Source organism: Paenibacillus sp. QJM3NY_38, assembly GCF_056173265.1.
Genome location: NZ_CM149665.1, coordinates 3,115,558 through 3,129,452 on the forward strand (window position 1 = coordinate 3,115,558; position 13,895 = coordinate 3,129,452).

12 protein-coding genes are annotated in these 13,895 nt (G+C 49.7%); 11 read left to right on the forward strand and 1 reads right to left on the reverse strand.

All coding sequences use genetic code 11. The features are described 5' to 3' along the window. Positions 1-6: 6 nt before the first annotated feature. From AC0VZ8_RS14480 to AC0VZ8_RS14520, 9 genes are all read left to right on the forward strand, one after another. Positions 7-888, forward strand: coding sequence for a carbohydrate ABC transporter permease (locus AC0VZ8_RS14480; RefSeq protein WP_194542117.1), 882 nt, complete (start codon positions 7-9; stop codon positions 886-888). A 15-nt stretch (positions 889-903) separates the two neighbouring features. Beyond that, a complete protein-coding gene (locus AC0VZ8_RS14485; protein WP_475487309.1) occupies positions 904-2,031 on the forward strand; it encodes a glycoside hydrolase family 88 protein in 1,128 nt (375 codons plus the stop codon). 173 nt (positions 2,032-2,204) lie between these two features. Beyond that, complete coding sequence (locus AC0VZ8_RS14490) at positions 2,205-2,840, forward strand: copper resistance CopC family protein (protein ID WP_475487310.1); 636 nt, start codon at positions 2,205-2,207, stop codon at positions 2,838-2,840. Continuing rightward, positions 2,841-3,929 carry a copper resistance D family protein gene (locus AC0VZ8_RS14495; protein WP_475487311.1) on the forward strand — a complete coding sequence of 363 codons (1,089 nt, stop codon included), beginning with the start codon at positions 2,841-2,843 and terminating at the stop codon, positions 3,927-3,929. 146 nt (positions 3,930-4,075) lie between these two features. Then, on the forward strand, positions 4,076-4,507 hold the full coding sequence (locus AC0VZ8_RS14500; protein WP_475487312.1) for an N-acetyltransferase family protein: 432 nt from the start codon (positions 4,076-4,078) through the stop codon (positions 4,505-4,507). A 69-nt stretch (positions 4,508-4,576) separates the two neighbouring features. Further along, the gene (locus AC0VZ8_RS14505; RefSeq protein ID WP_475487313.1) at positions 4,577-6,268 is read left to right on the forward strand and encodes a GAF domain-containing sensor histidine kinase; all 1,692 of its coding nucleotides are present in this window, start codon (positions 4,577-4,579) and stop codon (positions 6,266-6,268) included. 4 nt (positions 6,269-6,272) lie between these two features. Beyond that, on the forward strand, positions 6,273-6,914 hold the full coding sequence (locus AC0VZ8_RS14510) for a response regulator (protein ID WP_071224363.1): 642 nt from the start codon (positions 6,273-6,275) through the stop codon (positions 6,912-6,914). A gap of 163 nt (positions 6,915-7,077) precedes the next feature. Continuing rightward, positions 7,078-7,893 carry an NmrA family NAD(P)-binding protein gene (locus AC0VZ8_RS14515; protein ID WP_475487314.1) on the forward strand — a complete coding sequence of 272 codons (816 nt, stop codon included), beginning with the start codon at positions 7,078-7,080 and terminating at the stop codon, positions 7,891-7,893. A 27-nt stretch (positions 7,894-7,920) separates the two neighbouring features. Then, positions 7,921-9,444, forward strand: a complete 1,524-nt coding sequence (locus tag AC0VZ8_RS14520; protein ID WP_475487315.1) for an MFS transporter — start codon at positions 7,921-7,923, stop codon at positions 9,442-9,444. A gap of 94 nt (positions 9,445-9,538) precedes the next feature. Here AC0VZ8_RS14520 and AC0VZ8_RS14525 read toward each other — a convergent pair whose 3' ends face one another. Continuing rightward, entirely contained in the window at positions 9,539-10,414 is an 876-nt protein-coding gene (locus AC0VZ8_RS14525; protein ID WP_475487316.1) for a helix-turn-helix domain-containing protein, read from the reverse strand. 195 nt (positions 10,415-10,609) lie between these two features. On the opposite strand from AC0VZ8_RS14525, the gene AC0VZ8_RS14530 reads away from it, so the two are divergent. After that, complete coding sequence (locus AC0VZ8_RS14530; RefSeq protein WP_475487317.1) at positions 10,610-13,297, forward strand: family 78 glycoside hydrolase catalytic domain; 2,688 nt, start codon at positions 10,610-10,612, stop codon at positions 13,295-13,297. A gap of 134 nt (positions 13,298-13,431) precedes the next feature. Then, positions 13,432-13,854, forward strand: a complete 423-nt coding sequence (locus AC0VZ8_RS14535) for a cell wall hydrolase (RefSeq protein ID WP_071224358.1) — start codon at positions 13,432-13,434, stop codon at positions 13,852-13,854. The last annotated feature ends 41 nt before the right edge of the window (positions 13,855-13,895 follow it).

Below are 13,895 nucleotides of genomic sequence, written 5' to 3' on the forward strand. Positions count from 1 at the left end.
GCATCTATGCGAACTTCAAAATCTGTCAGTGAAGTCCTGTTTGATTCTGCGAATGTCATTCTCTTGTGCTTGTTATCGATCGTCACGTTATACCCGTTTCTCTACGTATTGTTTGCTTCAATCAGCACGCCGGCTGATTTCGTTCAGCACCGGGGAATCCTGTTGTGGCCCAAGGGCTTCTCGCTGGATTCCTATCGTATGGTATTTGAGAACCCCAATATTATCCGAAGTTACCTGAACACGATATTTTATGTGGTGGTCGGCACGACGCTGAACATTCTGATGACGGCTCTCGGAGCCTATGGCTTATCCAGGAAAAATGTGATGTGGAAGGGCACCATCATGATGCTGATCGTAATGACGATGTTTTTTGACGGCGGGCTCATTCCGAAATACCTGCTCGTGAAAAATATGGGTCTGCTCGATACGTACTGGGCATTGATTATTCCAAGCGCCATGACGACATGGAACTTGATTATTATGCGAACGGCATTTCAAGGAGTACCCGATGCGCTCGAGGAATCCGCGCGGATCGACGGAGCCAGCGATTGGACCATTCTGTTCCGGATCATCATCCCGTTATCGCTGCCGGTCATTGCCGTCATGGTGCTCTTTTACGGGGTGTGGCATTGGAATAAATGGTTTGACGCCCTCATCTATTTAAGGGACCGGGACTTGTTTCCGCTTCAGCTCATCCTGCGCGAAATTCTGATCCAGAACGATACCAGCAGCATGATGACCTCGGTAGGAGGGGGAGATAGGATGCCGGTTGGCGAAACCATTAAGTATGCAACGATTATGGTGGCTACGCTGCCGATTTTGTTTCTATATCCATTCCTGCAGAAATATTTCGTGAAAGGCGTCATGATCGGAGCCATTAAAGAATAAGGAGGCAGTTGACTCATGTGGGAGCAAGCCATTATGGATGCGGTAGAAAAAACCAAGCGGAATATCGGTCAATTTCCGATGAAGTTTCCTCACATCACGGAAGAGAAGCGTTACGAGTGGGGAGAAAGCAATGACTGGATTGAAGGATTCTACACCGGGATGATCTGGCTGTGTTATGAATACACGAAAGACCCCCTGTTTAAGGAAACGGCAATAGCACACTTGGAGGATTATAAGCAACGCCTGCAGGAACAGCGGCATCTGGACCATCACGATATCGGATTTCTGTATCTTCCCTCTGCACTGGCCGCGTGGATTGTGGATGAGCATGAAGAAGGCAAACAGCTTGCTTTGAAAGCAGCGGACCATCTGATGCTGCGCTGGCGGGAAGAGGGACAGTATATTCAGGCCTGGGGCCGGAAAGGCGACGAGAAGAACGGCGGTCGCATTATTATCGATTGCATGATGAACATTCCGCTGCTGTATTGGGCATATGATCAGACGGGTGATGAGCGATACAAGCGCGTGGCCGTAGCGCACGCGGACAAGAGTCAACGCTACTTAATGCGGGGTGATGATTCGTCGTATCATACCTTTTACTTCAATCCGGAGGATGGGACCCCCATCCGAGGAGGAACGCATCAAGGATATCATGACGGATCAACATGGACGCGCGGCCAGGCATGGGCCATCTACGGATTTGCGCTCTCATACCGCTATACCCGTGATCCGAAATATTTGGATACGGCTTTACGCGCCGCTCGTTTCTTTATTGAATACTTGCCGGAGGATCATGTTGCGTATTGGGATTTTGACGTTCCGATTGAAGAGGGTACACCTCGCGACAGCTCCGCCTCCGCCATTGCGGCGTGCGGCATGCTGGAGATATTGGAGCATCTGGACGGAGAAGATGACAATAAAGGGCTATTGACAGAAGCCGTTGAGAAGTCGATGATATCTCTCGTAAACCAATATTCTACCATCGGTGAAGCAGCAGAGGAAGGCTTAATCAAGCATGGTTCCTATTACGTCAGAGGCGGTGCGGGACCGGATGATTATATGATCTGGGGCGATTACTATTACCTCGAAGCCTTGCTGCGGCTGACCAAAGGGATACCCGGCTATTGGTATGAGAGAGGTTAGCATCATAGAATCTGTGAAACGAACTGGGGATGTCGCGTGATATGCGGCACTCCCTTTTTTGTGTGAAATAGCAGTGGGTCATTGTTCACAATATACTCATTAGCATTGTCAGAATGTCTTTGTTATGATGAGGAAGATTCAAATTTGAGATAAATGGTTTGGAGGAGATATGCGTGTTGAAACATGTGAAAACTTCAGTCTTGCTGACCCTGGGTCTGCTGCTAATACTGGTATTCCCGACTGCAACGTGGGCCCATTCCAAGCTGGAAACCAGTACGCCCGCGGCGGATGCCAAGCTGACGGAAAGCGTGCAGGAAGTAAGCCTGTCATTTAATGAAAATATCGATGAAAACTTGAGCACGCTCAAGATAAAGAATGCGCAAGGCGAATCGGTTGAAGTAGCAGAAGTCAAGATCAATCAAAATACCATGCTGGGGACGCTGGCTGCACCACTACCATCCGGCTCCTACACGGTTGAATGGAAAATTGTGGGCGGCGATGGACATCCCGTGGACGGGACGTACGCCTTCGAAGTAGATGCCCCGGAAGCGGAAGCCACTCCGGAGACACCGGCAGATACCGAAGAAACGCCTGAGGATACAGCAAATACACAGGATGAAGCAACACATGCGGAGGATACCGCTGCGGACAACACGGATCAAACGGCTGGCCAGGATCAGCAGGCAGACAACACTTCGGCTCCCGAACAAACGGCAGGCAGCGGTTCAACCGTGTGGATCGTCGTCATCGTGATAGTAGCATTTGTCGCAGGATATTTTGGAATTCGAGCCTCACGGAAGAAAAAATAAATGTCTTACTATTGGTTAAGTGAGCCGTTTCTATATGTAGCCTACGCCATTCTGGCAGGCATCACGGTACTGTCCCTCGTACCGAAAGCATATAAGCCGGACATTTCGGTTCCGGCCTGGCTTGGCCCGGTGGCGGCAGGGGCTATCATCGTATTTGGATTTGTGCCGCTGCTGCAGATCATGATGTTCTTCAAGGATGATATCGGGTTCTGGAAGTCCTTTAACAGCATCATGTTCAAGTTCAGTGAGGGTGAGCGTTACGCCTGGATTCTGGTTCTCTCGATCCTGTTGGCGATTCTGACCATGCTTGTCCGCCGGAAGCCGGGTTCCGTATTACGCTGGCTTATGCCCGTTGCCTTGCTGGGCATTGCGGTGGCCATGTCCTCGTTTAATCACGCTGCATCCCTGTTCGAAAGCGCAGGACAGCTTGCATTCTTCGGCCATTTTACAGCGATGGCCATATGGACGGGAACGTTGCTGATAACAGGATGGTTCAGTACGGATCAGAGCCGCTGGAGTGCGTTTCTTAGATGGTTCCATCCAACAGCGATCATCTGTGTCATCATTGTTATCGGATCGGGATTATTCTTGATGACGGCCGTGACGCCGGAGCCGATAAACAGCTGGACGCTGTCATATGGTCAGGCTCTGCTGGTTAAGCATATTCTCATTCTGCCGCTGTTGGTATTCGCGTTTGTAAACGGTCATCTCGTCAAGCGCAAGCTGCGCCGAGATTCCGGTTATCAACCGGTGGCATGGGCACGAAGTGAGGGAGTTCTGATCTGGTTGATTTATATCGTCACCGGATACATGAACCAGCAGCCTGCTCCGCATGAGGTCATTGATACATTGGCCTTGTATGGCCCTGCAGCAACTTTTGTTTGGTTCCATCCCGGGTTTACGATCGGTGAACTGGCTTTCACGTGGAGTTGGATAGGATTCCTTAGCCTCTGTCTCGGGCTAGCGCTTCTGTGGAACGTCGTGAACGTATTTCGCAGAAACCGGGCCGCGGCAGGCGCGTTGTTATGCGGGCTAGGCGCCGTTGTGTTCATTTATTGCGGCCTGATGTTCTCGGTTACTACAGTTTAATATCGTTTGAGTTGACAAGGTCCTTGCTGTTTACGCGGCAGGATCTTTTTTTTATGATAGGAAAAGGGAGTCTCAGACTGGATAAAGATGGTATACTGGCGAGTAAAAGGACCACCTGCACCTACTCTGCGAATGGAGGAAGTTTTATGAAAAAAGAGAGACACATCCGCTTGGCCTCTCATTCGGACGCATCCGTCCTGGTCCGGTTAAACTGGGAGTTTAATGAAGTGTTAATGCCGCTGGAGGAAGCTGAACATCGCTTAAAACAATCGGGTGAAATTGTGGCCATAGCCTATTTAGGCGATGACCCTGTTGGATTTGCCTGTGCTCAGTCCTTCCAATCCTTCTGTTACCGGGAGCTTGTTGGCGAGATAACGGAAATGTACATTCAGGAGCGGGCAAGAAGACAGGGGCTGGCAGGAATGCTGCTCGTTTTTCTGGAGGATCAATTGATTGCGCGTGGGGTGAAGACCATTAAGGTGCTTACGGGTCATGATAATCACCAAGCCATCGGAGTTTATGAGAAATCAGGTTATAAGCGGGAGGATGAAGTGCTTCTGGAGAAAGAGCTTGGGTAATATGCTGCGTGTGTGTAACCTGCTAACCGATGGATATTTCACTTATGGGTAGGGGATGGAGTGAGCCTGATGTTATGTGATAAAGACCAATACGTTGAAGAATTGCTCATTCTGAAGACAATAGCGGAAAATTTGAACCAGAGCAACGATATGAAGCAAATGCTGCAAACGACACTCGAAAAATTGCTGGATTTAACCCAGCTTGAGACAGGATGGCTTTTTCTGATCGGGGATCAACCACATTATGATCAAATAGCCGATGTCAACCTTCCGCCTGCTTTATCACGGGATAACAAAAAACCGATGCGATGCGGAGACTGCCTATGCTTGCGCTTGTATTGGGCAGGAAATTTAAATGAACCGGTTACGATTATTGAATGTGAACGACTGCATAATGCCAAAAAGGAGTGCTGGGGAGAAACTCGCAATCTGACCCATCATGCTACGATTCCCCTCACGGTTCAAGGTAAACGGCTGGGGCTGCTGAATGTGGGTTCGCCGGGTAAAGAGCATTTTAGCGAGGGAGAACTTGCGTTGCTACAATCCGTTGCCTATCAGATTGGAACGGCGGTCGAGCGAACAAAACTGTCGGAGCAAAGGGAGAAACAGGCGGTGGACAGCATAGCCCGTTTCATCGTCGATTATTATGCCAAGGCAAGCAAAGTAACCAGATATCTATGGAAAATTAACGATATGAAGAGAATGCTTGTGGCGATTGTGGAGGAGCTTGCTGATGCATTTGGCTGGCCGACTGTTGCCATGATTACGTCTGACGATGACAACTTGTATCTTCGTACGGTCCGTCAGAATGAAGTGACGCATCGCTGCAAGGAGCTGGTACGAAAGGCTGCCCATAAGACCGCACGAAAGTCAGGAATCGTGCAACGGGCATATGAGGATCAAAACGTAGTGGTGCAAGAAGGCCTGGTCCGGGTGCTTCCCGGCGTTCAGCCCCATACGTATACGGCGGCGATACCATTAAAACATCTTGAGCGTATTTTTCAAACCTATGAGACGATGGGGGTGCTCTTTATTGGCCGTGAGAGTGAGCCCTTCTCTGAGCTGGAGGTTGAAATCTTAGAGGTGCTGGCGGAGCATATATCATTGGCCATTGAAAAGATATGTTTATATTACGAGTGGCAGGATTTATTGTTGGTTGAAGAGAGGAACCGTTTGGCACGGGATCTACATGATTCCGTCAATCAAAAGCTGTTCTCTCTTTCACTGCTTGCCCAAGGCGTGCGTGAGACGACCTTACATGAGAATCCGCATACGGCGGAGGCCATACACGATATTGGACAGCTCGCCCAGGAAACGCTCACTGAAATGCGCACGTTAATTTGGCAGCTGCGACCTTCCGGTGAGGCCAAAGGGATATTGGCTTCGCTGAAGGACTATGCCGAGAAACTTGGCATACAGCTGACGTTTATCATGAAGGAAATTCCTGTTTTGACGAACCGGGTGGAAGAGTCCTTGTATCGAATTGGGCAGGAGGCATTGAACAATATCAGCAAACACGCGGGTACGAACCGGGCCTGGATCCGAATGGAGCAGGACGGCTTCACTCTATATATGAAAATATCGGATCAAGGCCGAGGATTCAACCCGGGATCGCCCGAACTCTGTCCGCATTCACTTGGGCTTACCAGCATGAGGGAGAGGGCTTCAGAAATACAAGGAACCTTAAGTATAAGCAGCGAGGAAGGCACAGGGACGATGGTGACCGTAATGGTTCCGTTTTTATCCAAGAAAGAGGTTTGAACTTATGAAGATTAAAGTGCTAATTGTTGATGATCATCTCGTTGTATTAAGAGGGTTGCGCTATTTTCTGCAGACACAGCCCATGATCGAAATCGTAGATCAAGCTCTTAACGGGCTAGAGGCTCTGGATAAGGTAGAGAAGCTGCAGCCTGATGTGGTCCTGATGGATCTGAAGATGCCTGAGATGGACGGAGTCGAAGCCACGAAGCGAATCACAAACAAGTTTCCGCATACGAAAGTTATCATTCTTACCAGTTTTGCCGATCGGGATTCGGTTCTGCCGGCGATTAAAGCGGGAGCTATTGGATATCAACTGAAGGACATCGAGCCTAAAGTGCTGGTCGAAACCATCATCGCTGCTGTAAACGGAAATCGCATGCTTCATCCTCAGGTAACGAATCAATTAATTGCCCATGTGGCGACAGATACCGAGCCTGTTAAAGGCATCGACATTCTGACTATTCGTGAGCAGCATGTACTTGAACAGATTACGCTTGGCAGGAGTAACAAAGAAATCGCCGCAGAACTACATATTACCGAGAAAACGGTAAAGACGCATATCACGCATATTCTGGGAAAAATGGAGGTGCAGGATCGCACCCAGGCGGCCTTGTACGCGATAAGGAACCATTGGTTCGACACATAACCCTCAGACTATGGTCGTAGTGACAGGTCTTATCTTCGGGTAAGGCCTTTTTTGTATGGCTGATTTAGACCAGGGCTGGACGTAACCGGTCTGGAATTGCGTTTAAATGGAACTATAGGGAAACAGAAGTACACCGTCAATGGCTAAAAAGGAGGAATAAACAATGACCATATTAGTTACAGGTGCGACAGGAAAAGTTGGTCGACAGGTGGTAAATGAGCTGCTTAAGACTGGACATCGCGTCAAGGCGCTCAGCCGCTATCCGGCATCAGCCACATTACCTGCTGGCGTAGAAGTGGTTGCCGGTGATCTGAGTAAGCCCGACTCGCTGGTTCCAGCTTTACGGGGTGTGACCGGCCTCCATTTAATCACGACAGGAGCAGGCTACGTCCCGCTTACGACAGGGGAGGAGATTATTCGAATCGCGGAGGCTGCCGGAGTAAAGCGCGTCAGCGTATTGTGGGACGGAAAGAAAGGGACGGTGGAGGAAGCACTAGAATCGAGTTATCTGGAATGGACACAGCTGCAGCCGGTCGATTACATGTCCAATGTTATGAACTGGAGAGAATCGATACGAACAGAGGGTGTAGTACGCGATATGTTTGGTGATTCGTTAAATGCTTCGATTCATGAGCAGGATATCGGACGGGTGGCTGCAGCGGTCCTGTCGGAGGACGTTCATGTGGGCAAAATTTATCCCCTGACCGGTCCCGAGGCGCTAACGGTTCCTGACAAGGTGCAGATTCTTAGTCACTATATCGGTAAAGCTGTAAAGTTTATTCAGTTAACCGAAGAACAGGAGCGTAAACGAATGGCCGAACTTGGAGTCGATGAGGGTGTCATCGATTACGTCATCAACTGGTACAAGAATCCACCGATCGAAGCATATACCGTCAATCAAAAGGTTGAACAGATCACAGGACGTCCTGCAAGAACGTTTGCCGAGTGGGCGGAAGAGCACGCAAAATACTTCAAATGATAAGAAAAGAATGAAGGAGGAATGATCATGAATGACGAACGGGCTTCACGTGCGGGACCGCGGGAGTGGATCGGACTGATGGTGCTCAGTTTGCCCACATTGCTATTAGCCCTTGATTTCACGATGCTGCATTTGGCTCTTCCGCATTTGGCTGCGGATCTTAAGCCGAGCAGTGCGCAGCAGCTATGGATTCTTGACATATACGGCTTCATGATTGCCGGGTTTTTGATTACAATGGGGACGCTCGGTGATCGGATCGGAAGGAGAAAACTACTTCTAATTGGCGCCTTTGCATTTGGCGCTGCCTCGATCGTGGCCGCGTTCTCCACCAGTGCTGGCATGCTGATTGTCACCCGTGCACTGCTCGGTATATCCGGCGCTACCTTGATGCCATCTACGCTTGCACTGATCAGTAATATGTTTAAGGATTCAAAGCAAAGGGCGACAGCTATTAGCGTGTGGATGGTTTGCTTCTCAAGCGGAGCTGTGATCGGCCCGGCCGTGGGAGGAATACTGCTTGAATATTTTTGGTGGGGCTCGGTATTCCTGCTTGGCGTTCCCGTCATGCTGCTCCTGCTTGTGACGGGGCCGTGGCTCCTGCCTGAATACCGCAATTCTGAATCCAAGAAGCTGGACCCCATTAGCGTTATATTGTCGTTTGGCTCGCTTCTTCCCTTGATTTACGGTCTTAAGGACATGGCCAAGGAAGGAATCAGTTTCCTAGCAGCGCTATTATCGATCATTGGTCTCAGTATCGGCTATTGGTTTGTCAGACGGCAAAAAAGGCTGAAAGATCCGCTGCTCGACTTGGGATTGTTCGCATACCGTGGGTTTAGCTGGTCGCTCATAATGATGCTGATGGGTTCGTTGATCGGTGGGGGATTTGTCTTTCTGTTTACTCAGTATTTGCAGATGGTGGAAGGACTTCCTCCGGTGGAAGCAGGTCTGTGGATGATGCCTTATGCCGCCGGCAGCATTATTGGTATATTGGCAGCGCCGATGTTAGCACGAAGGTTTCCCTCATCACATCTCATCGCCTCCGGTTTATTGATTTCATCAGTCGGTTATCTCATGGTCATATGGACAGATACGTCATGGGGAATGTTAATCCCCATCCTCGGCAGCGTTCTTCTGCTGATGGGAGTGGGTCCTCTTCAAGTCTTAAGCATGGACCTAATTATCGGATCAGCACCGCCAGAGAAGGCGGGAGCAGCATCTTCCTTGTCGGAAACAAGCGGCGAGCTTGGGATGGCACTTGGTATCGCTGTGATGGGGAGTATAGGTACAGTCATTTATCGCAATCGGATGGATGTTCCTGACGGTATTCCGAATGAAGCGGCAGAATCGGCCAGTGATACATTGGCTGCTGCTATGAATGCAGCGGAACAGCTACCTACAGCGCTTGCCGATGAGATCCGAATGTTAGCTCAAGCGGCATTTGCATCCGGATTTCAAGTCGTTGGTATTCTGAGCTCCGTTCTATTGATTGGAATCGCAGTAATTTCAATGGCTTCCCTCCGTGATAAAAGCTCTATCAAGGGAAATGAATAACGTTCATCGAAATCATCAAAGTACATTCTATAGCATGATAATCCGAGATATAAGGATCATCATGCTTTCATTATTTGCCGGAGAGTCCCATCGTTTATGAATGCTGAACATCGCTCCGGTATTGACCAGGCGTGAGTCCTGTATTTCGTTTAAACACGGAGTGAAAAGAATGCATATCCTTATAACCGACCTTCTCGGCAATCGTACTGATTTTGTCCGAGGTGGTGCGCAGCAGCTCGCGGCTCATTCGAATCCGTACGGTTTGCAAATAATGATGCCAGCTCTGGCCTGTATATCGGCGGAACAGCCGCTGCAAATGGCGCTCGCTGAATCCGCTGATATGTGCAAGCTGCGTCAAAGTGAGCTCATGCATGTACTGCACTTCCACGTATTGAAGGACATCCTGAAAGGAATGGTGCTGCGGCGCCGAAGGCATCGTATGCGGATGTTCAATGACACGGCTGAACTCAATGATCAGCTGCAGCAGCAGCGTGTGCAGATAAACGGCAGAACCGCTGCCGTGCATGGCATTTTGTTCATAGAGGGAGCTAAAGAGCCTCTCGAAGCGATCATGTCGGTCCATAATCGCATGGTATCCAAGGGAGCCATCTTCCATGCCTTTCAAAAAGGCAGCCGTATCCGAACCTGTTGTAAAAGCAATCAGTTTGGGCAGCAGCTGTACAGAGAAAATGCAATTATTCACGATGAGCGGCTTCCCGTTTGCAGAAGTGGGCCGGAAAACATGAGATATTCCGAGTGGGATATAGAACATTTGACCTTTGCGTACGCGCTGTACCGAGTTCTCCAGGTGATGAAAACCTTCACCCTCCGCAATATAAGCAATCTCCAGAAAATCATGGTTATGGTATGAGCCTGTGAAATTCTCCGCGTTTCGATTCACATACATCAAGGTGTCATCCTGGAAAAAGGTATCTCCATAATAGGTTTCCATGGGTCGCTTCATCATCATTCTCCTTGTCGTTAATAGGGAAAGAATGTCCGTTATGCCTCATATTGTTGTCCGATATCCCCATAATTCCACGTTCAGGTTCACTTATAATAATAGTTGAAACATGCACGGTTAGGGAAGCGCACATCCGAGTTGCGGCCTATAAAACTTGATTGTGGCAATAACCTATAATGAAGGTGAACGGAGGGATAGCCTATGTTCAGCGTTACGGATTTACGATGTGAGTATCAGCATAATCCGATAGGAATCGGCGAGAAGCATCCGCGTTTAAGTTGGAAGCTGGTGTCGGACGAAAGAGCATTCAGGCAAACGGCCTATGAGATTGAGGTTTCGAATGATGATCGTTTTGCTGTGCCCTTTTGGACTTCAGGGATAGTAGCTTCTTCGCAATCGGTTCATGTGGAATTAAGCGAATGGAGCGTATCGTCTTGTAAGCGCTATATCTATCGAGTCCGCGTCTGGAATCAAGCCGGGGAGGTATCGGAATGGTCGGATGCAGCCTATTGGGAGACGGGTAAACTGCTGGGAGAGAAATGGATAGGGGAATGGATAACGGCACCTAGATCTTTGCTGCCAGCCGAGTCTGCTCATCTACCGCTCCTTCGCAAGAGCTTCAGCTTGAAGTCGCCCATTGCGAAGGCGAGAATATACGCCTCGGCCTTAGGCCTTTATGAACTGGAACTGAACGGGCAGCGGGTGGGAGATTGTTATTTCACACCCGGATGGACGAGTTATGAACATGCGATACAGACGCAAAGTTATGACGTGACGGATATGCTGAACGCTGGCCTAAACGGAATCGGCGCTTGGCTCGGAAATGGATGGTACAGGGGACAATTGGGATGGGAAGAACGGAGCGCAATCTATGGGGATCGATTAGCCCTTTTGCTGGAGCTGCATATTACGTATGCAGACGGGAGCGAAGAAGTCATTGCAACCGATTCAAGCTGGCGGTCGGCCAAAGGCCCGATCACGATGTCAGAACTCTATCATGGTGAAACCTACGATGCCCGGTTGGAGTTGGAAGGCTTCAGCTCAGGAGATTTTAACTCAAATGATTGGCATGGTGTCGAAACGATCGATCACGGGTTTGACATGCTGAAGCCTCAGATTAACGAGCCCGTAAGAGCCATCCAAAAGGTGCAGCCCGTTGAATGTCTGATTACACCCAAAGGTGAAACCGTCATCGATTTCGGACAGAACCTGGTGGGCTGGGTCCGGTTTAGCGTGTCCGGCGCGAAGGGTGCTATCGTGACGCTGCAGCATGCGGAGATACTGGATGCCGAGGGGAACTTGTATACGGAGAACCTCCGGACCGCTAAACAAACCATTCAGTATACGTTAAAAGGTGGAGGACAAGAAACCTATGAGCCACGGTTTACGTTCCAAGGCTTCCGGTATGTCCGCTTAGACGGTTTCACGGTGGAGCAGCTGAACCGTGGGGTTTTCGAAGCAGTTGTGCTCCATTCGGACTTTGAAGAAACCGGAACTTTTCAATGCTCAGATCCCATGGTTAATCAATTGCAGAGCAATATTCGATGGGGGCTCAAGGGGAATTTCCTGGATGTGCCCACGGATTGTCCCCAGCGTGACGAGCGGCTTGGCTGGACGGGAGATGCACAGATGTTTATTGGGACGGCGGCCTATCTAGCGAACGTGGCTCCTTTCTTCACCAAGTGGTTATCCGATCTGGCTGCAGAGCAGCGTGGCGACGGGGCAGTGCCTTTCGTTGTCCCTCATGTGCTTGGCGATGAAGCCTATGCTTCGGCTGCATGGGGAGATGCAGCGGTCATATGTCCGTGGACGGTATATGTCAGTTATGGCGACAAGCGGATATTGGAACGTCAATATGAGAGCATGAAGAGCTGGGTCTCCTATATTCAGGCTCAGGGAGAGAATGAGTATTTGTGGAATACCGGCTTTCATTTTGGGGACTGGCTGGGACTTGATGCGAAATCCGGCGACTATGTGGGTGCTACAGAGCGGGATATCATAGCGTCGGCATTTTATTGTTATTTGGTAGATCTGCTTAGGAAAACGGCGATCGTATTGGGGCAGGAAAAAGATGCCGCCCTGTATACGGAGCTTAAAGAAAAGGTGGTCGCTGCATTTCGCAACGAATTCGTGACCCCGTCAGGAAGGCTAGCGGCTTCGACTCAGACCGCGCATGTGCTTGCGCTCATGTTTGGGCTGCTGGATGAAGAAGCGGAAAAACGAGCAGCGAAACGTCTCTATTCGCTGCTGGAGGAGAGTAGATTTCATCTAACGACAGGCTTTGTGGGAACACCCTATATTAACCATGTATTGAGTCAGCATGGCATGCATGACGCGGCCTATAAGCTGTTGCTGCAGCGGGATTATCCTTCTTGGCTGTACCCGGTTACGAAAGGCGCCACCACGATATGGGAGCATTGGGACGGTATTAAGGAAGATGGCAGCTTCTGGAGCCGGGATATGAATTCATTTAATCATTATGCTTACGGAGCCATTGGCGAGTGGCTGTATCGTACGGTTGCCGGCATACAAACCGTGGAGGAAGCGCCGGGTTATAAGCATATCGTGATTGCGCCCGTGCCGGGCGAAGGATTGACATGGGCTGAAGGCGTGATCGATACGCTGTACGGATCCGTCCGGTCAAGTTGGAGATTGGAAAGTCGTGGAGAGTTTCAATTAGAGGTAACCATCCCGCCTAATACAACAGCGGAGATCCGACTGCCAGGCGTTTTTAATGCTTCAAGCGTTACAGAAGGAGAGGCGATACCTCTAGACGAAGCGAGAGGGATTCAATCTGCACGTTATGGTGAAGCGGGTGTTGTGATTCAAGCGGGCTCAGGAGAGTATACGTTCAGATATGTTTATTCCGATCATGCTGTGCAGTCATGAATAGAAACAAGAAGCGTAAAGTTCCTTACCGCGATAGACCGCGGTAAGGAACTTTTTTTCTCTTCACATAGTCACATTTATGGGCGAATGCACATACAAATACAAAGTGATCTTAAGGAAGCGAGGGGAACTCTGTGGCAGTCATCAAAGCGAATTCGAATGATGTGGATCTTCTGGCAAGATTGATCCGCGCAGAGGCAGAAGGCGAAGGCGAGCAGGGCATGCTCATGGTCGGGAATGTCGGGGTGAACCGGATATTGGGCAACTGCCTGGATTTTCGAAACATCCGCAACATGAACGATATGGTTTTTCAGAGCCCGGGTGGTTTTGAAGCAACACAGAAAGGCTATTTTTATCAACGAGCCAGGGATCGGGACCGTCAGCTTGCCCGAAGATTGATTAATGGGGAACGCATATGGCCGGCTAGCAACGCGCTGTGGTTTTTCCGCCCGGCAGGAGATTGCCCGGCAACCTGGTACAATCAGCAGAACACAGGCCGATTCAAAGCACACTGTTTCTTCACCCCGACATATGCCGATTGCCCGTCCGTTTTTTGATTCATGTTATACAACCGCTTAGGCGGGAGTTATAAATTAAA